Raw genomic sequence first — 25,179 nt, 5'->3', positions numbered from 1 at the left:
CACCTGTTCCCATGCCGAACACAGTAGTTAAGCTCTCCAGCGCCCATGGTAGTTGGGGCTTTGCCCCTGCGAGAGTAGGACGCCGCCAAGCAAATATGAAAACTTCTAAGATTAATTCTTAGAAGTTTTTTTGTTGTGAATTTAATTAATTATGGACTTTTATAAGGTAGATTTAAGGTCATAGATCGTAATACCTAGACATAGACAATTAAAAAAAATAACTAAAACTGCATGCAACTATAAAATTCACTAATATTTTAATATGTATTTTAATAACTATAATAATAGGGTATTACTACATACATAAGAAGAATAGGAGAGGTACGATGCAGCTATTGTATGAAATATTTGATGAACAATTTATTTTAGCCTCCACTAGAATTTTAATTGCCCTTATATTGTCTGGTTTAATAGGATTTGAAAGAGAACTTAAAAATCAGTCAGCCGGATTTAGAACGCATATATTAGTTGGCGTCGGCTCGTGTTTAATGATGATTCTTTCCTTGTATGGCTTTGAGGATTTTATTAATAAGTATCAAAATGTAAGATTCGATCCTGCAAGAATCCCTTCCTATGTAATTAGTGGAATAGGTTTTTTAGGTGCAGGTACTATTATTGTTAATGGTATGACGATAAGAGGACTAACTACTGCAGCTTCGATATGGGCAGTTGCTGGTCTTGGACTGGTTATTGGCGTAGGAATGTATAAAGAGGCGATTCTAACCACTATTGTTATATTATTAAGCTTAGCCTTCCTTAATAAATTTGAAGGAATATTCCATAAAGGTAAAGGAAAAATTACATTCCAAATACTAATAGGACCTAAAATGAATCTAGGAAATTTACTAGAGATATTAAATAAGTCTGAAATAAGTATTCGAAAATTACAAGTAGAAAAGGATGTAGGGATTGATAGAAATATTTTAATACAATTAGATAATGACCCAAATATTGATAAAACCCTACTCTATAATCAGTTATTACAAATGGAGCATGTTAAACAGGTAAATATTAAACAATAAATAAAAATATTGTAGAAAAAACATGGTATCTATTTAACTAATAAATGGTTTTTTTCTTTTTAAAAAGGGAAGAATGTAAATAGACATTATGTTTGCAACTATAGCGAAGAGGAGTATAATATATATAAAGTCAAAGATAGTCAAAGTCAAAAGAGGAGGAGGATAATGCGCAATATTTCTGATGTAATTGAAGAGTATTTAAAAAAAATTATACAAAGTAATGAGAGAAATGCAATAGAGATTAAAAGAAGTGAAATTGCCGATCGATTTGAATGCGTACCTTCTCAGATTAACTATGTAATTAACACAAGGTTCACAGTAGAAAGAGGTTACGTTGTAGAAAGTAAACGTGGTGGCGGTGGTTACATTCGTATAATGCGTATTACTAACGAAGATAAGGCAAAGCTTATTGATGAAATTATTGATATGATTCAGCCACAGGTTACACAACAAGCTGCTATTGATATATTGGAAAGAATGTTAGAGGAAGAATTAATTACAAAAAGAGAAGCGAAGATTATGGTTGGTGCAATAAGTAGGAATACACTAGCTTTTCAATTACCAGTACGTGATGAAATTAGGGCTAGGATATTGATAGCAATGCTTTCTACTTTAAAATACTAAGGTATAAGAGGAGGGAGAGTATGGAGTGTCAGGAATGCCATGAACGTCCTGCAACATTACACTTTACGAAAGTTGTAAATGGTAGTAAGACAGAAGTACATGTATGTGGACAATGTGCCAAAGAAAAAGGGTATGTGTCATATGATGAAGAGGCATATTCTTTACATGATTTACTTTCGGGTCTATTTAATTTTGACTCAACTTCATTAACTGGCCAAAAAAACACTCCTTCACATACAACAAAACAGTTAAAATGTGAAAAGTGTGGCATGACTTATCAAGAATTTACCCAAGTAGGTAAATTTGGATGTTCAGAGTGTTATCATACATTTTCTGATAAACTAGATCCAATTTTTAGAAGGGTTCATAGCGGAAATACAACCCATGACGGAAAGATACCAAAAAGAATTGGTACTAATATTCATCAAAAACATTTAGTTAAAGAGTTGAAAAATAAATTGCAGCAATTAATTACAGAAGAAAACTTTGAAGAAGCAGCTAAAGTAAGAGATGAAATTAGATCAGTAGAAAAAGACCTTAACCAGGACCAAGGTGGGGAGGGTGAGGATTAAAATGTCTTTGGAACAGTTTATTAATGAGGCGATTAGTCCTTGGATGAAAGAAGAAGGACCAGATAGTGATATTGTCATGAGTAGTAGGATTCGTTTAGCTAGAAATTTTGAAAGACTACCCTTTCCAATTATTGCGGAAAAAGAAGACTTACAAGAAGTACTTAATTTATTTGATACGGAATATCATCATAGAACATATAAAAACTATCACGATTTAGAGTTTGTAAGAATGAGTGACCTACAACCTGTAGAAAAAAGAGTATTAGTAGAAAAACATTTAATAAGTCCTCATCTTGCTGACAAATCAGTACAAGGTGGCGTACTAATATCAAAAAGTGAACAGGTTTCCGTAATGGTAAATGAAGAGGATCATATACGGGTTCAACTATATTTCCCTGGATTTCAACTTGACAAGGCTTTGGACCAAGCTTTTGAAATTGATGATTGGTTAGAAGATAAAATTAATTTTGCCTTTGATGAGAGTAAAGGATATCTGACTAGCTGCCCTACTAATGTAGGAACAGGTCTTCGTGCATCAGTAATGATGCACTTACCCGCGTTAGCCCTAACGCAAAAGATCAATCGTATGATCCCCGCAATTAGTCAGTTAGGACTTGTTGTAAGGGGTATATATGGTGAGGGTAGTGAAGCTGTAGGAAATATTTTTCAAATTTCTAACCAAGTCACGCTAGGCAGATCAGAATATGACATCATTGAGGACTTGAAAAGTGTTGTTCAGAAGTTAGTTGAACAAGAAAGAAAGGCAAGGCGGTTACTTGTTGAACAATCAGAATTACAATTAGAAGATAGAATTTTTCGTTCTTATGGGGTCTTAGAAAGAAGTCGTATCATAGAATCTAAGGAAACAGCAAAATGCTTATCGGATGTTCGCTTAGGTATTGATGTTGGTTATATTGATAATATCTCAAAAACAATTTTGTCTGAGTTAATGGTATTAACACAACCTGGATTTTTACAGCAATATGCAGGAAAATCATTAACACCTCAAGAAAGAGATATTTTTAGAGCTTCCCTAATTAGAGAACGTTTAATACTAGAAAAATAGATAGGAGGAATGCCTAATGATGTTTGGGCGATTTACAGAAAGAGCACAGAAGGTACTAGCACTTTCTCAAGAGGAGGCTGTTAGGTTAGGTCATAATAATATTGGTACAGAACACATTCTTTTAGGTTTAGTTAGCGAAGGGGAAGGAATCGCTGCTAAAGCTTTAAATACACTTGGTTTAGAAACAGAAAGAATACAAGAAGAAGTTGAGCAATTAATAGGAAAAGGACAAAAGGTTTCACAAACAATTCATTACACGCCACGTGCTAAAAAGGTAATTGAACTATCCATGGATGAAGCACGTAAATTGGGTCATTCCTATGTTGGGACCGAGCATATCCTTTTAGGGTTGATTAGAGAAGGGGAAGGTGTTGCTGCTCGCGTCCTTAACAACTTAGGTGTAAGTTTAAATAAAGCACGTCAACAGGTTCTACAGTTATTAGGAAGTAATGAATCTTCTGCTGGTCAGCATGGACGTGGAGGACAATCTGCTACTGCGAATACACCTACTTTGGATTCTTTAGCACGTGATTTAACAGCAATTGCTAAAGAGGGCAATATTGACCCAGTAATAGGTAGAGAAAAAGAAATTGAACGTGTTATCCAAGTGTTAAGTAGACGGACTAAGAATAACCCAGTATTAATTGGTGAACCTGGTGTAGGTAAAACTGCCGTTGCAGAAGGTTTGGCGCAACAGATTGTTAATAATGAAATCCCTGAGATTCTAAGAGACAAACGTGTTATGACTTTAGACATGGGAACAGTTGTTGCGGGCACTAAATATCGTGGTGAATTTGAGGATCGTTTGAAAAAAGTGATGGAAGAAATCCGCCAAGCTGGTAATATTATTTTATTCATTGATGAACTTCATACATTGATTGGTGCTGGTGGTGCTGAAGGTGCCATTGATGCATCTAATATACTTAAACCATCGTTAGCGCGTGGGGAATTACAATGTATTGGTGCTACAACGCTAGATGAGTACCGTAAATATATTGAAAAGGATGCTGCTCTAGAGCGTAGATTTCAACCTATACAGGTAGATGAGCCAACATTGGAACAATCTATTCAAATTCTAAAAGGGTTAAGAGATCGTTACGAGGCGCATCACCGCGTATCTATTACTGATGAGGCAATCGATGCGGCAGCAAAATTATCTGATCGATATATTACAGATCGCTTTCTACCAGATAAAGCAATTGATTTAATTGATGAGGCTGCTTCTAGGGTACGTTTACGTTCCTACACTGCTCCACCTAACTTAAAAGAACTGGAGCAAAACCTAGAAGAGGTTAAAAAGGAAAAGGATGCTGCTGTTCAAAGTCAAGAGTTTGAAAAAGCTGCATCATTAAGAGATAGTGAACAAAGGTTAAGAGAAGAATTAGAACAAACCAAGGAAAAGTGGAAAGAAAAGCAAGGACAAGAAAGTTCCGAGGTAGTAGTAGAAGACATTGCGAATGTAGTTTCTACGTGGACGGGTGTTCCAGTTAAATCGATAACTAAAGATGAAAGTGAACGGTTATTAAATATGGAGGGTATTCTCCATGATCGCTTAATTGGGCAAGAAGAAGCAGTAAAGGCGGTTTCTAAAGCGATAAGACGTGCTCGTGCAGGGCTAAAAGATCCGAAACGACCAATTGGTTCATTTATTTTCCTTGGCCCTACAGGTGTCGGTAAAACAGAATTAGCCAGAGCACTTGCAGAATCAATGTTTGGTGAAGAGGATGCTATGATCCGCATTGATATGTCTGAATATATGGAGAAACATTCTACTTCAAGATTAGTAGGTTCCCCTCCAGGATATGTTGGGTATGAAGAGGGTGGCCAATTAACTGAGAAGGTAAGAAGAAAACCTTATTCTGTTGTCCTATTAGATGAAGTGGAAAAAGCACATCCAGAAGTGTTTAACATTTTGCTTCAAGTACTAGAGGATGGTCGTTTAACTGATTCTAAAGGTCGTTTAGTAGATTTTAGGAATACAGTATTAATTATGACATCCAATGTTGGTGCCAGTGAATTAAAGCGTAATAAATTTGTTGGATTCAGCATGGGAGACGAAGAAGCAAATTATAAAGATATGAGATCCAAAGTAATGGATGAAATGAAAAAAGCATTCCGTCCAGAATTCTTAAACAGAATTGATGAGATCATTGTATTCCACTCATTAGAGAAGAAACATATGAAAGATATTGTTAAGCTAATGATTGAACAATTACGTAAACGATTAGTGGAGCAAGAGATAGACTTTAGTGTATCAGATAAGGCCCTTGAAAAAATTGCTACTGAAGGGTTTGATCCTGAATACGGGGCTAGACCATTAAGAAGATCGATTCAAAAAAATATAGAAGATCTATTATCTGAGGAACTATTAAAAGAAACAATTAAAAAAGGACAAAAGATAAATATCGATGTTAATAGTGATGATAAATTTGAAGTTTCGGCACAATAACGAATAGTTAAGCATATCGGAAGGCAGCTGCCTTCCGATTTTTTTACCGATCGACACTTACTTGAACTAGACTATAATTAAATAATTACATAGTTTTTACACAAATTGTTAATGAAATTGATAGAACTTTGTAACTTGTATGATACTTCATTCGTATAGAATAGTAGGTAGATTAAGGAGCGATTATTTTGGTCAAAAGAAAAACTAAGTTTGTATGTCAAGAATGTGGATATGAAACTCCTAAATGGATGGGAAAGTGTCCGTCTTGTAATAACTGGAATACATTGGTGGAGGAATTAGTGGCATCTTCACAGACATCGAGACATACAATGGTGAAAAACACCACTTCTGCTGTGAAGCCAGAAAGTATCACTGCTATCCAATCAAAAGAAGAGCCAAGAGTAAAAACCGATATGCAAGAATTTAATCGGGTGCTTGGTGGGGGCATTGTAGCAGGTTCTCTTGTTCTAATCGGAGGGGACCCGGGAATTGGGAAATCGACGCTACTTTTACAAGTCTCTGATCAGCTTGCTAAAAAGAACTTAAATGTTCTTTATATTTCTGGAGAGGAATCAACTAGGCAAACTAAATTAAGAGCAGATAGGTTAGGAGTCGATTCAAATAACTTATATGTCCTATCCGAAACAAATCTTATAGATATAGCAAATCAAATCGATCAACTGCAACCCGCTTTTGTTGTAATAGACTCTATTCAAACGATATTTAGAGAGGAAGTTACAAGTGCGCCTGGAAGTGTATCACAGGTACGAGAATGTACCAGTGAATTAATGCGAATAGCTAAAACAAATAATATTCCTATTTTTATCGTAGGTCATGTAACGAAAGAAGGTTCCATAGCAGGGCCACGCCTGTTAGAGCATATGGTAGATGCCGTACTTTATTTTGAAGGGGAAAGACATCACACTTTTAGAATTTTAAGAGGAGTAAAGAATCGTTTTGGAAGTACAAATGAGATGGGAATATTTGAAATGAAAGAAGAGGGGTTAAGAGAGGTAATGAATCCTTCTGAAATATTCCTTGAGGAACGTTCCCAAGGAGCAGCTGGATCGACTGTTGTTGCCTCTATGGAAGGAAGTAGGCCTGTCCTGGTCGAAATACAGTCCCTCATTTCTCCGACTAGCTTTGGTAATCCGAGAAGAATGGCAACCGGAATTGATCATAATCGTGTCCCTTTGTTAATGGCTGTTCTGGAAAAACGAGTTGGACTAATGTTACAAAATCAAGATGCCTATGTAAAAGTAGCCGGTGGAGTGAAATTAGATGAACCAGCAATTGATCTTGCTATAGCAATTAGTATTGCCTCAAGCTTTAGAGATCAGCCATCAAGGCCTGATGATGTACTAATAGGTGAAGTGGGCTTAACAGGGGAAATCAGACGGGTTTCCAGAATAGATCAACGTGTACAAGAGGCGGCTAAGCTAGGGTTTAAACGAGCGATTATACCTAATAAAAACTTAGATGGTTGGAATCCTCCAAAGGAAATAGAAATTGTGGGTGTAAATTCTGTCCATGAAGCATTAAAGGCAACCTTAGAAATGGATTAGTAGGATGAATAGAAGACTAGTATTACTAGTTTTAAAAAAATATCGACATACAAATATATATAATTACAAAAATTGACTTATCACTTTCGATGTGGTAAAATTTAAACTTTTGGTCAATTGACTGATATTGTCAATTATGTTACCTTTAATAAATAGATTTTAATTAACTAGATTATTTTTAAAAAATATGGAAATACTATCTGTTAGGAGGTGACCGTGGTGCTAAAACGAATTGTGCAGTTATTTATTATTATTGCAGGTGGTACCGCTGGATATTTGTATATACCAGATTTAATAGGTTTATTAAATGTGACGGATGGAAGTTGGTTGGATTCCCCATATGTTGCTCCATATGTGGGTATTGTGATTGGTGCAATTATCTTATTTTTATTGACATTTTGGTTAGTAGATTATCTGGTGAATTTCTTTTTATGGTTTGAAGAAACCTTAGTGAAGGCGCCGGTTGCTGATCTATTATTTGGAAGCTTGGGTGTCATCATAGGGTTGGTTATTGCCTATTTCCTTGCTAGTCCCATCCAAGAGTTAGGAATAAGAGTAGTGTCTCAGGTTGTACCTACATTCCTAACATTGCTATTAGCCTATTTTGGCTTTCAAGTTGGGTTTAAAAGGCGAGATGAATTCTTAAACTTACTAACATTAGCTAAAAAGGAAAAGAAAAAATCTGCTGATAGTGAAGAAGAGACAGGTTTAGAGTTACCTAAAGTGAAGATCTTAGACACAAGTGTTATCATTGATGGTAGAATTGCGGATATATGTCAAACTAGCTTTTTAGAAGGTACTGTAATTATCCCTCAATTTGTATTGGAAGAACTTCAGCATATTGCTGACTCGTCCGATGTGTTAAAGCGAAATAGAGGTCGTCGTGGTCTAGATGTTCTTAACCGAATGCAAAAAGACTTACCAGTAAATGTTGAAATCTATGAAGGTGATTTTGAGGAAATTCAAGAGGTCGATAGTAAACTGGTTAAACTTGCAAAAGTGATTAATGGAATAGTAGTGACAAACGATTTTAATTTAAATAAAGTATGTGAGTTTCAAAATGTGCAAGTACTTAATATTAATGATTTAGCTAACGCAGTTAAACCGATTGTACTACCAGGTGAAGAGTTAGCTGTACAGGTAATCAAAGATGGGAAAGAACAAAACCAAGGTGTTGCTTATTTAGATGATGGCACAATGATCGTTGTCGAAGAAGGTAAAGATTATATTGGTAAAACAATTGAAGTCCTTATAACTAGTGTCCTTCAAACATCAGCAGGGCGTATGATTTTTGCAAAACCAAAATTACTTGAAAAAGCTTTATGAAAAGGGTATAACTTATAGAGGAAAACAAAAGTGATAACATGATGTTATCGCTTTTGTTATTTACTTTGAATTTATATTGTCTAATCATAGTTGGACAAGTACTAGTTACTACATCATACTCATGAGGCGGATAAATTATGATAGAATATTTCGCAATTGTATTAGCTGCTGGTCAAGGCAAAAGAATGAAAGCCGGAGAGAATAAGCAATTTATAACACTTGAAGGGAAACCATTAATTATACATACCCTTACTAACTTTATGGCGGATGATTGGTGTAAAGAGATTATCTTAGTAACCAACCCTAATGAGTTAGAAAGAATGTCCGAATTACTACATCAATACTCTCTAGGTGATAGAGTAAAGCTTATTCAAGGTGGAAAAGAACGTCAGGAAAGTGTGTATAACGGATTATTACATATTAAAAGTCGTGACAACATTGTACTTATACATGATGGTGCTCGTCCATTTGTTAAGAAAGAGCAACTTCATGCACTTGCTGTAGCGGTTAAGGAAAGTCATGCTGCACTTCTTGCTGTCAGAGTAACAGATACGATCAAACAACAAAGAGGAGATGCACTTACTACACTAGACCGATCCTCTTTATGGGCTGCCCAAACTCCACAAGGATTTCAGTTGGGATTAATATTAGATGCCCATGTACGGGCTTTAGAAGAAAGTTTTTTAGGGACTGATGATGCTTCATTGGTAGAAAGGTCGGGAAATCCTGTCCAAATAGTGGAGGGTAGTTATCAAAATATTAAACTTACAACTCCAGAAGATATCGAACGTGCGAAAACATTTCTTAATGATTAATGATAAAGGAGTAATCACTTATGTTTCGAATTGGTCATGGTTTTGATGTACACCAGTTTGCTGAAGGAAGACCCTGTATTATTGGTGGTATTCATATCCCTTATTCTAAAGGGCTGTTAGGTCATTCAGATGCGGATGTATTATTACATACAATAGCAGATGCTTGTTTAGGAGCAATAGGAGAAGGGGATATTGGAAAACACTTTCCGGATACAGATCCTACTTTTAAAGATGCGAATTCGGGCAAGTTGCTAGAGCAGGTGTGGGACATTGTAAAATCAAAAGGATTCGCACTTGGGAACATCGACTGTACGGTGATTGCGCAAGAACCGAAAATGGCGCCATATATAACTGAAATCAGGCAAAATATAGCTCGTATATTGACTGTTGAGGTGGATAGAATTAATGTTAAGGCTACAACAACAGAAAAGCTAGGGTTTACTGGTCGTAAAGAAGGAATTGCTGCAGAAGCAGTCGTCTTGCTGATTCAAAATAATCAGTAAGTAAGTTACAACAAATAGAGCAAAAAAGTGGTAGAATAAACAAAAAGAACGGAACTAAAAAAGGAGAGACTTAATGATGACAAATGATGTACGTGTGCGTTATGCGCCAAGTCCAACAGGACATTTACATATAGGGAATGCTAGAACAGCGCTATTTAATTACTTATACGCGAAACATTTAGGTGGGAAGTTTATTGTTCGTACAGAGGATACGGACGAGAAGCGAAATGTTGAAGGTGGAGAAGAAAGTCAGTTTAATTTTCTAAAGTGGCTGGGTATTGAATGGGATGAAGGGTCTGATATTGGTGGAGATTTCGGTCCCTACCGTCAAACAGAACGTCTGGAAATCTATCAGAAGTATGTAGATGAGCTATTAGAAAGAGGATTAGCGTACAAGTGTTATATGACGGAAGATGAGTTAGAAGCGGAGCGTGAAGAGCAAAAGGCGAATGGCCGAGTACCTAAATATTCTGGGGCGCACCGCGATTTAACAGAGGATCAAATAAAAGGTTTTGAAGCAGAGGGAAGACAACCGAGTATTCGTTTTCGTGTTCCGGAAAACAAGACATACACATTTAATGATATTGTAAGAGGAGATATCACTTTTGAGTCTAGTGACTTTGGTGACTGGGTTATGGTTAAGAAAAATGGTATTCCGACTTATAACTTTGCCGTTGCAATAGATGATTATCATATGAAGATATCTCATGTACTACGTGGGGAAGAGCATATTTCTAATACACCTAAGCAGACAATGGTATTTGATGCATTCGGGTGGGAGCCACCAAAATATGGTCATATGACACTTATTTTAAATGAAAACCGTAAGAAGTTGAGTAAGCGTGATGAACATATCTTACAATTTATTGAGCAATATAAAAATTTAGGATATTTACCAGAAGCGCTGTTTAACTTTATCGCGCTATTGGGTTGGTCTCCTGTTGGGGAAGAAGAGATCTTTACAAAGGAACAGTTTATTGAGATGTTTGATCCAGAACGTCTATCTACTTCACCTGCAATCTTTGACCCTGCCAAATTAAAATGGATGAATAATCAATATATCAAGGCATTAGAATTTGATGAAGTAGTAAAACTATGTTTGCCCCATTTGGTTAAAGCGGGTAAGCTACCAGCAGAAATGGACGAATCTACACGTCAGTGGGCGTTAGAATTAATCGGGTTATATACAGAGCAGTTAAGTTATGGTTCTGAAATAGTAGAGCTTACAGAGTTGTTTTTTAAAGAAGAAATTAATTATTCAGAAGAGGCGATGGAAGTGTTAAAGGAAGAACAAGTTCCTGAAGTGCTTCAAGTATTCCAAGCAAAGCTTTCAGAGCTAGAGGAATTTAGTCCTGAATTAATAAAAGCGCAAATTAAAGCAACTCAAAAAGAAACAAAACAAAAAGGTAAAAAACTGTTTATGCCTATCCGAGTAGCTACTACTGGTCAAGTCCATGGTCCGGAACTTCCAAATGCGATTCATTTATTAGGAGCTAATGTTGTTCAAGCAAGGCTAAGTTCCATATTGGAAAAGATTAAGTAGATAGTAAATAGTTCACATTTAATTGAAAATGTAATATAGTATTACTACAAATAAGAACGAGTGTATTCAGTAGCTAAATAATTATCGTAGAAGAGGAGAAGTAAAAAGGAGGATGGCTTAGTCAGAGAAAACTACCTAGGCTGGAAGTAGTTTAAGTCATCCCTTTTGAAATGCACCTCAGAGTCCCTTGTTGAATTTCAGTAAATAAGGGCGGTTGATTTCCCGTTATAGAATCCTGAAGTTGGGGGATATTTTTCCCTAAACAGAGTGGAACCGCGCGAAAAGCGTCTCTGTGTTTGTGATGAACATAGAGACGCTTTTTCGTTTTTTATCTTTTTGTAACTAAAATAAGTGCCGCTACGCTACGGAAATAAACGTTGCACTCAAACCTATACAGCTACACTATGACGTATATGTCTCAACTGTGGCAGAAAGCAACAAGGTATGCGAGAAAGTTTAAATTTTTGACTGTAGGGTTGTCCCATTAAGACTAGCCGGTATATTTAGCTAGTAATCTAGTCTAAAAACATGTAGGGATAATTTTATTCAAAGGGAGGAAATTGGTGTGGGTATTATTAAATTATTAAAGCAGGATATTGAAGTTGTTTTTGATCAGGACCCGGCTGCTCGCACCTATGTGGAGGTATTTCTTACTTATTCTGGTCTTCACGCTATATGGGCTCACCGAATTGCGCATACTTTATACAAGAAAAAATTCTTCTTTATTGCCCGGGTAATTTCCCAAGCAAGTCGTTTCCTTACAGGAATAGAAATACATCCAGGAGCCCAGATCGGTAGACGCTTTTTCATCGATCACGGCATGGGAGTTGTTATTGGGGAGACCTGTGAAATTGGGGATAACGTAACAATCTTCCAGGGAGTAACGCTAGGTGGCACAGGTAAAGAGAAAGGTAAACGACATCCTACAATAAAAGATAATGCACTTATTGCAACTGGGGCAAAAGTTCTTGGTTCCATTACGGTAGGAGAAAGCTCCAAGATAGGAGCGGGCTCTGTTGTATTGCATGATGTGCCAGATCATTCAACGGTGGTGGGAATTCCTGGTCGAGTAGTCATTCAAAATGGTGAAAAGGTACGGAAAGATCTAGATCATCATAAAATGCCTGACCCGATGTCGGAAGCGTTAAAGATGATGGAAAAAGAAATTAGCAGTCTACGAAAAGAGCTTGAGGAACTTAAAGGAGTGAAGTCAAATTGACGGTGCGCATTTACAATACATTAACAAGAACAAAACAAGAGTTTCATCCAATCGAAGAAGGTAAGGTAAGGATGTATGTTTGCGGTCCAACCGTATATAACTATATTCACATTGGAAATGCAAGGCCGGCTATCGTTTTTGATACGGTTAGAAGATATCTAGAATATAAAGGATATGATGTAAATTATGTTCTTAATTTTACAGATGTCGATGATAAAATAATCAAAGCGGCTAATGAACTAGGAGAAGAAGTTCCAAGTCTATCTAGTAGATTTATTGATGCTTACAAGGAAGATGTTGCTGCTCTAGGAGTTAAAAAGGCAGATCACCATCCGAGAGTTACGGAGACCATGGATGACATTATTAACTTTATAGCTGTTTTAGTCGAAAAGGGTCACGCCTATGAAGCGGGAGGTGATGTTTATTTTAAAACACGTTCCTTTGATGGTTACGGTAAACTATCACACCAACCGATAGATGAATTGAGATCTGGAGCTAGAATTCAAATTGGGGAAAAGAAAGAAGACCCATTAGATTTCGTATTGTGGAAAAAAGCGAAACCAGCTGAAATTGCATGGGAATCACCATGGGGGGAAGGAAGACCAGGTTGGCATATTGAGTGCTCTGCAATGGCAAAAAAATACCTTGGTGAAACAATTGATATTCATGCGGGTGGTCAAGACTTAACCTTCCCACACCATGAAAATGAGATAGCGCAATCTGAAGCAGGAAATGGAAAATCATTTGCAAATTACTGGATGCATAATGGGTATATTAATATAGATAATGAAAAAATGTCCAAATCACTTGGGAATTTCGTATTAGCTCATGAGCTTATTCAACAGCATGATCCACAAGTGTTAAGATTTTTTATGCTTAGTGTTCACTATAGAAATCCAATTAACTTTAGCGAATCTTTGTTAGAGAGTGCTAAGAATAGTTTAGGTCGAATTAAAAATGCTTATCAAAATCTTGCTCATCGTAAACAAACTAGTATGAACCTTGTTCAAGATGATGAACAGTGGTTAGAAAAGATACAACAGTTTAACCAGCAATTTGAAAAAGAAATGGATGATGATTTTAACACTGCAAATGCAATAGCTGTACTTTTTGACGTGACAAGGGAAGCGAATCTTTATATGCAATCCAAACAAACCTCTGAACAAGTAATCGACCAGTTTCAAGAAACAATTAAGAGGTTACTTGAGATATTGGGTATTGATGTAACAAAAGATGAAAAACTAGAATTATTAGACGAAGAAATTGAAAGACTAATTCAGGATAGAATTGATGCAAGAAAGAATAAAGATTTTGCCTTGGCTGATAAAATTCGTGATGACTTGAAAGAACGAAATATTATTTTAGAAGATACTCCTCAAGGTACACGCTGGAAAAGAGGATAAGTATGATAGAAACTAACGCGAAACTTATGAAGAGTCTGGCCTTAGCATATATGGGTGATGCGGTATATGAAATATATGTCAGACGATACCTATTGGGAAAAGGGGCGCTAAAGCCCAATAGCTTACACCAATCTGCGGTTACCTTTGTGTCTGCTAAATCACAAGCAAAGGTATTACTTTATTGGTTAGAAACTGGGGATGTTCTAAACGAGGAAGAAGTTGGAGTGGTTAGAAGGGGCAGGAATGCAAAATCTGGCTCTGTCCCTAAAAATACAACTGTTCAAACTTATCGTTATAGTACGGCATTCGAAGCACTTCTGGGTTATTTATATTTAGATGGTCAAGAAGAAAGATTATCAAATTTAATTAGTATGGCAATTCAATATGTTGAGAAAGGTGTTGGTTAGATGAGTGAGGAATGGATTATTGGAAAAAATCCAGTAATAGAGGCATTACGTTCAGGGCGATCTATAAATAAACTACTAGTATCTGAACAGTTAAACCAACAATCAATGCAGAGAATACAAGGTTTAAGTAAGAAAAATGGCATTACAATCCAACGAGTGCCTAAACAAAAACTGGATCAATTAGTAGAGGGAAGCCACCAAGGGGTAGCGGCTGCAGTTGCTGCTTATGATTATAGTACACTTGAAGATTTGTTCACTGTAGCGGAGAAAAAAGGCGAAGAGCCGTTCTTTATGATTTTGGATGAAATAGAGGACCCACATAACCTTGGATCTATTCTAAGGACAGCAGATGCAACAGGAGTACATGGGGTTATTATTCCTAAGCGGCGCTCTGTTGGACTTACTGCAACAGTAGCTAAAACCTCAGCGGGAGCAATTGAGTATATACCTGTTGCGAGAGTGACGAATATTGCTCAGACAATTGACGAACTTAAGGCGAGAAATGTTTGGGTAGTTGGAACAGAAGCAGAAGCTAAAGAAGATTACCGTCAACTTGACGGTAAGATACCAGTTGCATTAGTAATTGGAAATGAAGGAAAAGGGATGAGCCGCCTGGTTAAAGAAAAATGTGATTGGACGGTTAGATTAGCTATGCGTGGAAAGGTATCCTCCTTAAATGCATCAGTAGCAGCGAGTTTACTCATGTATGAAATTCACCGTAAGCGGTACCCACTTGGTGAGTAAATCATGGTCGTACTAGTTGTAGATGGGTACAACATAATTGGTGCGTGGGAAGAGTTGCAAAAATTAAAAGACCATGACCTTGAACAAGCAAGAAATATTCTAATTGAAAAAATGGCGGAATACCAAGCTTATCGTGGATGCAGAGTTATTATAGTTTTTGATGCCTATTATGTTAGAGGGCTAGAGACTAAGGTGAAAGACTATAAAGTTGAAGTGATTTATACAAAAGAAAATGAGACTGCGGATGAATGTATAGAAAGACTCGTAAAAAAATTAAAAAATGTAAAAACTCAAGTTTATGTTGCGACCTCAGATTATACAGAGCAGCGTACAATCTTTGCACAAGGAGCACTTCGTAAATCTGCAAGGGAGCTATATATTGAAACGAATAATATACAAAAAGAGATTGCAGAGGATATAAGGATACATAAAACGCAACGAAAGCCATCCAAGATCCCTCTTAACCAAGATGTGTTAGAAGTGTTTGAGAAATGGCGGAGGGGAAATAAGTAGACAAACGGAGTTCTGTTGCGATAATGAAACGCTTCCTGTATAATTACTCTATATATTCACGGCTAAAGTCGGGGGGAGTCCAAGTGAGCACCATGCATAAGGGTATAGATAATCAAGATATCAATTTAGAGAATCTTGAAGATGACCAGCTTATTGCGTTAGTACATCAAGGGCATAGTCAAGCGTTGGACCATTTAATAAATAAATACCGTAACTTTGTTCGAGCGAAGGCAAGAACTTATTTCCTAATAGGAGCCGACCGTGAAGATATAGTGCAAGAAGGAATGATAGGGTTATATAAAGCAATCCGTGATTATAAAAATGATAAACTTTCATCGTTCAAAGCGTTCGCCGAGTTATGCGTAACAAGACAGATTATTACCGCAATCAAAACAGCTACAAGACAAAAGCATATTCCATTAAATTCCTATGTTTCTTTGGACAAACCTATCTATGATGAAGAGTCAGATAGGACGCTATTAGATGTTATTGCGGGCTCTAAAGCAATCGATCCTCAAGAATTAATCGTAAACCAGGAGAAGTTTGGTGATATGGAATTTAAAATGTCTGAGTTGCTTAGTGGCTTGGAGAGACAAGTGTTATCCCTTTATTTAGATGGAAGAAGCTATCAAGAAATTTCAATAGAATTAAAAAGGCATGTAAAATCGATTGATAATGCTTTGCAAAGAGTAAAACGTAAGTTAGAGAGATATCTAGAGTTAAGCGAGATCAGCTTATAACAAGCGTTGACAGAGATGTTGTAACCGTGCTACATTAGTAATGGTATTAATAGACCCTATAAGTTGGGGTGGAAAAATAAAATGGGTAAAAAAGTAGTACTAGCTTGTAGTACTTGTTCGAGTAGGAATTATAGTACAAATAAAAATCTCTCTTCAGCAGAGAGATTAGCAGTAAACAAGTTTTGCAAACGGTGTGGGGAGAAGACTTTGCACCGAGAAACAAAGTAAGAAGCCAGATTTTGGCATAAGTTTGGAGGTATAGGTAAATCTCGTGAACTTCTTTAAAAATGTTTCTAGAGAAATGAAAAAAGTATCGTGGCCAGGTGGACGAGAGTTGACAAGCTATACGGTAACAGTAGTAGCAACAGTAGCTTTTGTCGCTATTTTCTTTGCACTTATTGATTTAGGGATTTCAGAAATTATTAGTTTGTTTTTTGAATAATAATTGGTATTATATGCTATAATGTTTATAAATAGACTATTTTCCTACAAAACCCGTTTTACGGGTTTTTTAAATGGAGAAAAATGCACGTTCATGTACGAATGTTAAATCAAGGGAGGGAAGGGCAAGTAGTTGTCCTGCATTATGGAAAAAAGTTGGTACGTTGTTCACACCTATTCTGGGTATGAAAATAAGGTTAAGGCAAACCTTGAGAAAAGATTAGAATCAATGGGCATGGAAGATAAAATATTTCGTGTGTTAGTTCCAGAAGATGAAGAAACTGAAATAAAAAACGGCAAAAAGAAGACAGCTAAGAAGAAAGTATTTCCAGGTTATGTTTTAGCGGAAATGGTAATGACTGATGATTCTTGGTACGTGGTAAGAAATACCCCTGGTGTAACAGGGTTTGTTGGTTCAGCTGGTTCGGGCTCTAAGCCTACCCCTCTCTTGGAAGAAGAAGTAGAAGTTATCTTGAAGCGTATGGGAATGGACGAGCCTACAGTAGAGATAGACTTTGAAGTGAAGGAAAGTGTACGTGTAACAGATGGGCCTTTCAATAACTTTACAGGAACTATCGAACATATTGATCTAGATAAACATAAAGTGAAAGTTCATGTTAATATGTTTGGTAGAGAAACTCCGGTAGAGTTAGAATTCTCGCAAATAGAAAAGTTATAGTATTTCTGTTATGCTTTTTTAGTGATACAAGAGGTATCTAAATTTTTAAAACATTAACTTGCATTTTACTTTGAAAGATGCTAAAATTCTTATGTTCTTTATGCCTCGAGTAGAAGGTTTAATTTGCATATGAAAATGAGTGGGAGGGTTATAACCCTATTACCACATCACGGACTTAAGGAGGTGTGTCTCGTGGCTAAAAAAGTAATTAAAGTAGTAAAACTTCAGATTCCAGCAGGTAAAGCTAATCCAGCTCCACCAGTAGGGCCAGCACTTGGTCAAGCAGGTGTTAATATCATGGGATTCTGTAAGGAATTTAATGCTCGTACGCAAGATCAAGCTGGTATGATCATTCCGGTAGAAATCACGGTGTTTGAAGACCGTTCATTTACATTTATTACAAAAACCCCGCCTGCTGCTGTTCTTCTTAAAAAAGCAGCTGGTATTGAAAGTGGATCAGGTGAACCAAACAGCAAAAAAGTTGCGACTTTAAAGCGTGACAAAGTTAGAGAGATTGCTGAAACAAAAATGCCTGATTTAAATGCTGCTGACGTTGAAGCGGCTATGCGTATGGTTGAAGGAACAGCGCGTAGTATGGGAATTGTTATCGAAGACTAATCCCATAAGCGGTGCTTGAGAAGGGGAAGGTTGCGAGTATGGAGTAATACCATTTCGCAACCTTTATTATTGAGTAGTTAAGGCTATTCGTGATTGGATTAAAGAATCCACTCCGCTTTTAAAAGTGGGAGGTATAACCGTTAAAACCACATTCAAGGAGGAAATAATAATGGCAAAGAAAACAAAAAAGCAACAAGATGCTTTGAAACTTGTCGATCGTACAAAAGCGTATGATGTTAAAGAAGCGTTAGAATTAGTAAAACAAACAGCGAAAGCAAACTTCGATGAAACTGTTGAAGCAGCATTCCGTCTAGGCGTAGATCCTAAAAAAGCGGACCAACAAATCCGTGGTGCAATGGTTCTACCTCACGGAACTGGTAAAACACAAACAGTTCTAGTTTTTGCTAAAGGTGATAAAGCAAAAGAAGCAGAAGCAGCTGGTGCTGATTATGTTGGGGATCAAGATCTAATCAACAAAATTAACCAAGGTTGGTTTGAGTTTGATGTGATCGTTGCAACGCCAGACATGATGGCTGAAGTTGGTAAATTAGGTCGTGTTTTAGGACCAAAAGGCTTAATGCCAAACCCTAAAACAGGTACAGTTACATTTGAAGTTGAAAAAGCTATTAATGAAATCAAAGCTGGTAAAGTAGAATACCGTGTGGACAGACAATCTAATATCCACGTTCCTATCGGTAAAGTATCATTTGATTTAGATAAGTTAGTTGAAAACTTTGAAGCTCTTGCTGAAACTTTGGTTAAAGTTAAACCTCAAGCATCTAAAGGTATTTACATGAAAAATGCTGCGGTTACTTCAACAATGGGACCTGGAATCAAAGTTGATACTTCAACTTTAGTGAAATAATTAAACTGTTGACTTTATCAAGTTAGTTAGATATAATTAACGATGTTGTTTGAAAGGATTTGTCCATGTATGGATAAACCTTTTATATAAATAAATACGTTATACCGTAGACAGTAGGTGCGTTATGCTTAATATCCTGCCGAGGTGTCTGAATAAAAACAGAGAATCTGTATAGATTTTCCTGAATTGATTCGATAAACCTCCATGTCTGCATGGGGGTTTTTTTAATACACTAGTCATACCGGTATGATGATCAGTCAATAGGAGGTGGAACCATGTCAAAGATTATCGAGAACAAAAAACAAGTTGTATCTGAAATTGCTGACAAGTTCCGCGAAAGTAAATCCACTATTTTAGTGGACTACCGTGGACTTGATGTTGCAGAAGTAACTGAACTTCGTAACCAGTTACGTGAAGCGGGAATTGAATTCAAAGTATACAAAAATACAATGTCTCGTCGTGCAACAGAAGAAGTAGAACTTTCTGCTTTGAATGAAGTTCTTGTTGGACCTACAGCGATTGCGTTTAGTAAGGAAGATGTAGTTGCTCCAGCGAAGATTCTTAACAACTTTGCTAAGAGTCATGAAGCACTTGAAATTAAAGGTGGAGTAATTGAAGGTAATATTGCAACGCTTGAACAAATTAAAGAGCTTGCTGACCTACCAAATTACGAAGGTCTACTTTCTATGCTACTCAGCGTACTTCAAGCACCAGTTCGCAACTTTGCCTATGCTGCAAAAGCTATTGCAGAGCAAAAAGAAGAACAAGGCGCTTAATTGTTTAAGTATTAACTGAATAAGGGGATTCCCCGAACGAATATAAAAACATAATTATAATTAGGAGGAAATTTAAATGTCTAAAGAACAAATTATCGAAGCAATTAAAGAAATGTCAGTTCTTGAACTTAACGATCTAGTTAAAGCAATCGAAGAAGAATTTGGTGTAACTGCTGCTGCTCCTGTAGCTGTAGCTGGTGGAGGCGCTGGAGAAGCTGCTGAAGAGAAAACTGAATTTGATGTAGTTCTTGAAAGTGCTGGAGCTTCTAAAATCAAAGTTGTTAAAGCGGTTCGTGAAATCACAGGACTTGGACTTAAAGATGCTAAAGATCTTGTAGATAACGCTCCTGGAGCAATTAAAGAAGCAGTTTCTAAAGATGAAGCAGAAGAAATGAAAGCTAAACTTGAAGAAGCTGGAGCTACTGTTGAAGTAAAATAGTAGACTAAAAGGCTCGCCTGGTAAAAGGCGAGCCTTTATTTTACATATTGATTTTGTTAAATATGTATAGTTAAAAAAGATAGGGCGCTAGCAAGCTCAGGTTACTTTATAATTCTTTGCATATAAGAGTCATATAAGTGTGTATTCTTAATACAAAATATATTTAAAAAGTAGGTGCTAGAATGTCTGAGCAATACTTTTCACAATCACCTCAATCTAAAAGCGATCCTAAGATATGGACTTTTCCGTTAAGGGGTATGCAGTATACATTCACTAGTGATGCTGGTGTGTTTTCCAAAAAAGAAGTAGATTTCGGATCTAGAACTTTAATAGAGAGTTTTGAAGAACCAAAGGTAAATGGAGAAATCTTAGATCTCGGTTGTGGTTATGGGCCGATAGGAATCACTTTGGCAAAAACATTCCCTGAACGTCATATAGTTCTCTCCGATATAAACGAACGGGCAGTAAGCTTAGCCAAAAAAAACGCTCAGAAAAATAGCGTGGAAAATGTTGAGTTTATAATAAGTGATCGTTTAGAATCCTTCCGCGAAAGAACATTCGCTGCAATATTAGTAAACCCACCCATTAGAGCGGGTAAACAAATTATTTATCAGATGTTTGAGGAAAGTTTTCAAGCATTGGAGCCTAATGGAGAGCTTTGGGTTGTTATTCAAAAAAAACAAGGTGCACCATCTGCACAAAAGAAGTTAGAAGAATTATTTAGCACAGTTAATATCGAAACTAAAAATAAGGGGTACTACATAATACGTGCAAAAAAAGAGTGATTGATACGATGGAAAAATCAATTGACTCTGGTTGTTGATTGTGGTAGTATTGAAAAATGCCAATAGGCGACTCCCTTTGTCAAGTGTTAATTTAATTTATATCCATGTATATTTTGTTAAATGTTTGGTGATAATGGTAAAATCGGGAATTTTAACAATAATATAGAAGGTTTTTGGGGTTCTAATGAATTCTATTCCTTGAGAATTGGTTGATAGATTAATGCTTATTTATATAGGGGTTAGTAGTATTATTAATACCATTCGCACATGCGGATGCAAATTATAAATGCTTGTAAATATATCAATATATTTTACAAGTTTGTTCGGTATGAACACCGAACACTGCACTTACTAAATTATACCTTGTCCTATAGGAAAGTCAATAAATGATATTAGGAAATGTATAAAGGTAGTGTGAAACAGAAGCTAAAGGGTTTACTTTAGTCTTCTTCTATTCTTGATTTGAGGGGTGAATCAGTTGACAGGTCAACTAGTTCAGTATGGACGACACCGCCAACGCAGAAGTTATGCACGTATTAGTGAGGTACTAGAATTACCAAATCTTATCGAGATTCAAACTGCTTCTTATGAATGGTTTTTAGAAGAAGGTTTGAGAGAAATGTTTCAAGATATTTCTCCTATCGAAGACTTTGCAGGGAATTTATCACTAGAGTTTGTAGATTATAGTCTAGGTGAACCGAAATATCCTGTGGATGAGTCCAAGGAAAGAGACGTTACGTATAACGCTCCTCTTCGTGTGAAAGTCCGTCTTTTAAACAATGAGACTGGTGAAGTGAAAGAGCAAGAAGTATTTATGGGAGATTTCCCATTAATGACCGAAACAGGTACGTTTGTTATTAATGGTGCCGAACGTGTCATAGTATCACAACTTGTTCGTTCACCAAGTGTGTATTTCAGTGAGAAGTATGATAAAAATGGGAAAAGAGGCTATACAGCGACTGTAATTCCTAACCGTGGAGCATGGTTAGAATTTGAAACAGATGCAAAAGATGTAGTCCATGTACGTATTGACCGTACTAGGAAACTCCCGATTACTGTTCTGTTAAGAGCACTTGGATTTGGAAATGATCAAGAGATCATTGATTTAATCGGTGAAAATGAATACTTAAAAAACACACTAGAAAAAGATAACACAGAAACAAGTGAAAAAGCTTTGCTAGAAATATATGAGCGTTTACGCCCTGGTGAGCCACCAACGGTTGAAAATGCCAAAAGCTTACTTGTATCACGCTTTTTCGATCCAAAACGTTATGATTTAGCGCATGTTGGTCGCTACAAAATCAACAAAAAACTACACATAAAAAATAGATTGTTTAATCAAGTGCTAGCTGAGCCTCTAGTTGATCATGAGACTGGTGAAATGATAGCGCAAAAAGGTGATAAACTAGATCGCCGTCTATTAGACAAGATTCTACCATACTTAAGTGGAGAAGAAGGTAACTTTGGAGAAGATACCTTAGAGCCACATGAAGGTGTTTTAGAAGAGCCTATTAAAATTCAATCTGTTAAAATTGTTGACCCAACTGATCCAGAGGGAGAAAGAACTCTTAATGTTATCAGTAATGGTAATGTAGATAGTACTGTTAAAAATATAACTCCAGCAGACATTCTTTCTGCTATTAGTTATTTCTTTAACATCCTACACCAAGTGGGAGATACAGATGACATTGACCACCTTGGTAACAGAAGACTTCGTTCTGTTGGTGAATTATTGCAAAACCAATTCCGTATTGGTCTATCTAGAATGGAGCGTGTAGTACGTGAGCGTATGTCTATTCAAGACACTTCGTCTATCACTCCGCAACAATTAATTAATATTCGTCCTGTAATTGCTTCTATTAAGGAGTTTTTCGGAAGCTCTCAATTATCTCAGTTTATGGATCAAACTAATCCATTAGCAGAGTTGACACACAAACGACGTCTATCAGCGCTAGGGCCAGGTGGTTTGACTCGTGAACGTGCAGGCTTTGAAGTTCGTGACGTTCACTATTCACACTATGGTCGTATGTGTCCAATTGAAACGCCAGAAGGACCAAACATTGGGTTGATAAACTCTTTATCTTCTTATGCAAAAGTAAATAAGTTTGGTTTTATTGAAACACCTTATCGTCGTGTTGATCCTGAAACTGGTAGAGTAACAGAGCAAATGGATTATTTGACTGCAGATGAGGAAGATAACTATGTTGTTGCTCAAGCGAATGCGATATTGGCAGAGGATGGATCATTCGTAGATGATGAAGTAATTGCTCGTTTCCGTGGTGAGAATACAATTGTTCCAAGAGATCGTATTGACTATATGGACGTTTCTCCTAAACAAGTTGTGTCAGCAGCAACAGCGTGTATTCCTTTCTTGGAAAACGATGACTCTAATCGTGCGCTTATGGGAGCGAACATGCAACGTCAAGCAGTACCATTGTTGCAACCAAGAGCTCCGTTAGTAGGGACAGGTATGGAATATGTATCTGGTAAAGACTCTGGTGCAGCTGTAATTTGTAAACACCCAGGTATAGTAGAACGTGTTGAGGCGAAAGAAATACATGTTCGTCGTGTGTCCGAAGTAGACGGAAACCAAGTGAAGGGCGATTTAGATCGTTATCGTTTACAAAAGTTTATCCGTTCTAACCAAGGTACGTGCTATAACCAACGCCCAATTGTAAGTCTTGGGGATAATGTTGTAAAAGGTGAAATCCTTGCAGATGGCCCTTCTATGGAAGATGGCGAATTAGCCCTAGGTCAAAATGTGCTAGTTGGTTTTATGACATGGGAAGGTTATAACTACGAGGATGCTATCATCATGAGTGAACGTCTAGTGAAAGACGACGTGTATACTTCTATTCATATTGAGGAATATGAGTCAGAAGCTCGTGATACAAAACTAGGACCTGAAGAGATAACTAGAGATATTCCGAATGTTGGGGAAGATGCTTTGCGCAACCTTGATGAAAGAGGAATTATCCGTGTAGGTGCTGAGGTAGAAGACGGAGATCTGTTGGTTGGTAAGGTTACTCCAAAAGGGGTTACTGAATTGTCAGCTGAAGAACGTTTACTTCATGCTATCTTCGGTGAGAAAGCACGTGAAGTAAGAGATACTTCCTTACGTGTTCCTCATGGTGCTGGTGGAATTGTATTAGATGTTAAAATATTCAACCGTGAAGACGGTGATGAACTTCCGCCGGGAGTAAATCAATTAGTTAGAGCATATATAGTGCAAAAACGTAAAATTCACGAAGGCGATAAGATGGCTGGTCGTCATGGTAACAAAGGGGTAATCTCTAAGATTTTACCAGAAGAAGATATGCCATTCTTACCAGACGGTACGCCAATTGATATCATGCTTAACCCATTAGGGGTTCCTTCTCGTATGAATATCGGGCAGGTGCTTGAGCTTCACTTAGGTATGGCAGCACGCCAACTAGGTATTCATGTTGCATCACCAGTATTTGACGGTGCGCGAGAGGAAGATGTTTGGGAAACTATTCAAGAAGCAGGTATGGCTAGAGATGCTAAGACAGTGCTTTACGATGGAAGAACAGGTGAACCTTTTGATAACCGTGTTTCTGTCGGAGTAATGTACATGATTAAGCTTGCTCACATGGTTGATGATAAGCTACACGCTCGTTCAACTGGACCTTACTCACTAGTAACACAGCAGCCATTGGGTGGTAAAGCTCAATTTGGTGGGCAACGTTTTGGTGAGATGGAAGTATGGGCACTGGAAGCATATGGCGCTGCTTATACACTTCAAGAAATACTTACTGTTAAATCTGATGACGTTGTTGGTCGTGTAAAAACTTACGAAGCTATTGTCAAAGGTGATAACGTTCCAGAACCAGGTATTCCTGAATCATTTAAAGTATTGATTAAAGAGCTTCAAAGTTTAGGTATGGACGTCAAAATGCTTTCAGGTGACGAACAAGAGATCGAACTTCGTGATGTGGAAGAAGACGATGTACAATCAGCGGATAAATTTAACTTAGAAGTAGAAGAAAAGTAGAGTCCAAACGTTTAGGGTAGAACCTGGAGACTAAAAGGGAGGTAGGCCCC

Annotated in this window: 25 protein-coding genes, 1 rRNA gene and 2 other annotated features; all 26 genes read left to right on the top strand. The window is 37.0% G+C overall.

The window, feature by feature from the left end:
* Positions 1–91: ribosomal RNA gene (gene rrf, locus H7K77_RS02825) — 5S ribosomal RNA — on the top strand; the annotation flags it as partial.
* A gap of 235 nt (positions 92–326) precedes the next feature.
* Positions 327–1,022, top strand: a complete 696-nt coding sequence (locus tag H7K77_RS02820) for an MgtC/SapB family protein (RefSeq protein WP_186576194.1) — start codon at positions 327–329, stop codon at positions 1,020–1,022.
* 165 nt (positions 1,023–1,187) lie between these two features.
* A complete protein-coding gene (locus H7K77_RS02815) occupies positions 1,188–1,646 on the top strand; it encodes a CtsR family transcriptional regulator (protein WP_186576193.1) in 459 nt (152 codons plus the stop codon).
* 20 nt (positions 1,647–1,666) lie between these two features.
* On the top strand, positions 1,667–2,218 hold the full coding sequence (locus H7K77_RS02810) for a UvrB/UvrC motif-containing protein (RefSeq protein WP_186576192.1): 552 nt from the start codon (positions 1,667–1,669) through the stop codon (positions 2,216–2,218).
* A gap of 1 nt (position 2,219) precedes the next feature.
* Positions 2,220–3,284 carry a protein arginine kinase gene (locus H7K77_RS02805; RefSeq protein ID WP_186576191.1) on the top strand — a complete coding sequence of 355 codons (1,065 nt, stop codon included), beginning with the start codon at positions 2,220–2,222 and terminating at the stop codon, positions 3,282–3,284.
* Between the two features lie 16 nt (positions 3,285–3,300).
* A complete protein-coding gene (gene clpC, locus H7K77_RS02800) occupies positions 3,301–5,733 on the top strand; it encodes an ATP-dependent protease ATP-binding subunit ClpC (protein ID WP_222599183.1) in 2,433 nt (810 codons plus the stop codon).
* 188 nt (positions 5,734–5,921) lie between these two features.
* Positions 5,922–7,298, top strand: coding sequence for a DNA repair protein RadA (gene radA / locus H7K77_RS02795; protein ID WP_186576190.1), 1,377 nt, complete (start codon positions 5,922–5,924; stop codon positions 7,296–7,298).
* A gap of 219 nt (positions 7,299–7,517) precedes the next feature.
* Positions 7,518–8,624 (top strand): PIN/TRAM domain-containing protein, encoded by a 1,107-nt coding sequence (locus H7K77_RS02790; protein WP_186576189.1) that lies wholly within the window; start codon positions 7,518–7,520, stop codon positions 8,622–8,624.
* A gap of 140 nt (positions 8,625–8,764) precedes the next feature.
* Positions 8,765–9,439 carry a 2-C-methyl-D-erythritol 4-phosphate cytidylyltransferase gene (ispD, locus tag H7K77_RS02785; RefSeq protein ID WP_186576201.1) on the top strand — a complete coding sequence of 225 codons (675 nt, stop codon included), beginning with the start codon at positions 8,765–8,767 and terminating at the stop codon, positions 9,437–9,439.
* Between the two features lie 20 nt (positions 9,440–9,459).
* Entirely contained in the window at positions 9,460–9,942 is a 483-nt protein-coding gene (gene ispF / locus H7K77_RS02780; RefSeq protein ID WP_186576188.1) for a 2-C-methyl-D-erythritol 2,4-cyclodiphosphate synthase, read from the top strand.
* A 76-nt stretch (positions 9,943–10,018) separates the two neighbouring features.
* On the top strand, positions 10,019–11,485 hold the full coding sequence (gene gltX / locus H7K77_RS02775) for a glutamate--tRNA ligase (protein WP_186576200.1): 1,467 nt from the start codon (positions 10,019–10,021) through the stop codon (positions 11,483–11,485).
* Between the two features lie 78 nt (positions 11,486–11,563).
* Positions 11,564–11,780: a binding site (T-box leader), on the top strand.
* Positions 11,781–12,056: 276 nt separating this feature from the next.
* Positions 12,057–12,704 (top strand): serine O-acetyltransferase, encoded by a 648-nt coding sequence (cysE, locus tag H7K77_RS02770; RefSeq protein ID WP_186576199.1) that lies wholly within the window; start codon positions 12,057–12,059, stop codon positions 12,702–12,704.
* On the top strand, positions 12,701–14,107 hold the full coding sequence (cysS, locus tag H7K77_RS02765; RefSeq protein WP_186576187.1) for a cysteine--tRNA ligase: 1,407 nt from the start codon (positions 12,701–12,703) through the stop codon (positions 14,105–14,107). The genes cysE and cysS overlap by 4 nt, the downstream gene beginning before the upstream one ends.
* A gap of 2 nt (positions 14,108–14,109) precedes the next feature.
* Positions 14,110–14,514 (top strand): Mini-ribonuclease 3, encoded by a 405-nt coding sequence (locus H7K77_RS02760; RefSeq protein ID WP_186576186.1) that lies wholly within the window; start codon positions 14,110–14,112, stop codon positions 14,512–14,514.
* A complete protein-coding gene (gene rlmB, locus H7K77_RS02755) occupies positions 14,515–15,258 on the top strand; it encodes a 23S rRNA (guanosine(2251)-2'-O)-methyltransferase RlmB (RefSeq protein ID WP_186576185.1) in 744 nt (247 codons plus the stop codon).
* A gap of 3 nt (positions 15,259–15,261) precedes the next feature.
* Positions 15,262–15,771, top strand: a complete 510-nt coding sequence (locus tag H7K77_RS02750) for an NYN domain-containing protein (protein ID WP_186576184.1) — start codon at positions 15,262–15,264, stop codon at positions 15,769–15,771.
* Positions 15,772–15,863: 92 nt separating this feature from the next.
* Positions 15,864–16,511 (top strand): RNA polymerase sporulation sigma factor SigH, encoded by a 648-nt coding sequence (gene sigH / locus H7K77_RS02745; RefSeq protein WP_407926412.1) that lies wholly within the window; start codon positions 15,864–15,866, stop codon positions 16,509–16,511.
* Positions 16,512–16,592: 81 nt separating this feature from the next.
* Positions 16,593–16,739: a 50S ribosomal protein L33 gene (gene rpmG, locus H7K77_RS02740; protein ID WP_186576182.1), complete on the top strand. Its 147-nt coding sequence runs from the start codon at positions 16,593–16,595 to the stop codon at positions 16,737–16,739.
* 43 nt (positions 16,740–16,782) lie between these two features.
* Positions 16,783–16,953 (top strand): preprotein translocase subunit SecE, encoded by a 171-nt coding sequence (secE, locus tag H7K77_RS02735; RefSeq protein WP_328701011.1) that lies wholly within the window; start codon positions 16,783–16,785, stop codon positions 16,951–16,953.
* A gap of 144 nt (positions 16,954–17,097) precedes the next feature.
* A complete protein-coding gene (gene nusG / locus H7K77_RS02730; RefSeq protein ID WP_186576197.1) occupies positions 17,098–17,631 on the top strand; it encodes a transcription termination/antitermination protein NusG in 534 nt (177 codons plus the stop codon).
* Between the two features lie 192 nt (positions 17,632–17,823).
* Positions 17,824–18,249 (top strand): 50S ribosomal protein L11, encoded by a 426-nt coding sequence (rplK, locus tag H7K77_RS02725; protein WP_186576181.1) that lies wholly within the window; start codon positions 17,824–17,826, stop codon positions 18,247–18,249.
* Between the two features lie 169 nt (positions 18,250–18,418).
* On the top strand, positions 18,419–19,114 hold the full coding sequence (gene rplA, locus H7K77_RS02720; protein WP_186576180.1) for a 50S ribosomal protein L1: 696 nt from the start codon (positions 18,419–18,421) through the stop codon (positions 19,112–19,114).
* Positions 19,115–19,200: 86 nt separating this feature from the next.
* Positions 19,201–19,349 (top strand) — a sequence feature (ribosomal protein L10 leader region).
* A 40-nt stretch (positions 19,350–19,389) separates the two neighbouring features.
* Positions 19,390–19,890: a 50S ribosomal protein L10 gene (gene rplJ / locus H7K77_RS02715; protein ID WP_186576179.1), complete on the top strand. Its 501-nt coding sequence runs from the start codon at positions 19,390–19,392 to the stop codon at positions 19,888–19,890.
* 76 nt (positions 19,891–19,966) lie between these two features.
* Positions 19,967–20,329: a 50S ribosomal protein L7/L12 gene (rplL, locus tag H7K77_RS02710; RefSeq protein WP_186576178.1), complete on the top strand. Its 363-nt coding sequence runs from the start codon at positions 19,967–19,969 to the stop codon at positions 20,327–20,329.
* Between the two features lie 182 nt (positions 20,330–20,511).
* A complete protein-coding gene (locus H7K77_RS02705; RefSeq protein WP_186576177.1) occupies positions 20,512–21,114 on the top strand; it encodes a class I SAM-dependent methyltransferase in 603 nt (200 codons plus the stop codon).
* 469 nt (positions 21,115–21,583) lie between these two features.
* Entirely contained in the window at positions 21,584–25,129 is a 3,546-nt protein-coding gene (gene rpoB / locus H7K77_RS02700; protein WP_186576176.1) for a DNA-directed RNA polymerase subunit beta, read from the top strand.
* Positions 25,130–25,179: the final 50 nt, after the last annotated feature.

The organism is Aquibacillus kalidii, from assembly GCF_014280935.1.
GTDB lineage: Bacteria > Bacillota > Bacilli > Bacillales > Amphibacillaceae > Aquibacillus_D > Aquibacillus_D kalidii.
The sequence above is the reverse complement of the archived record's forward strand: the minus strand, read 5'-3'. Positions and strand labels throughout refer to the sequence as shown.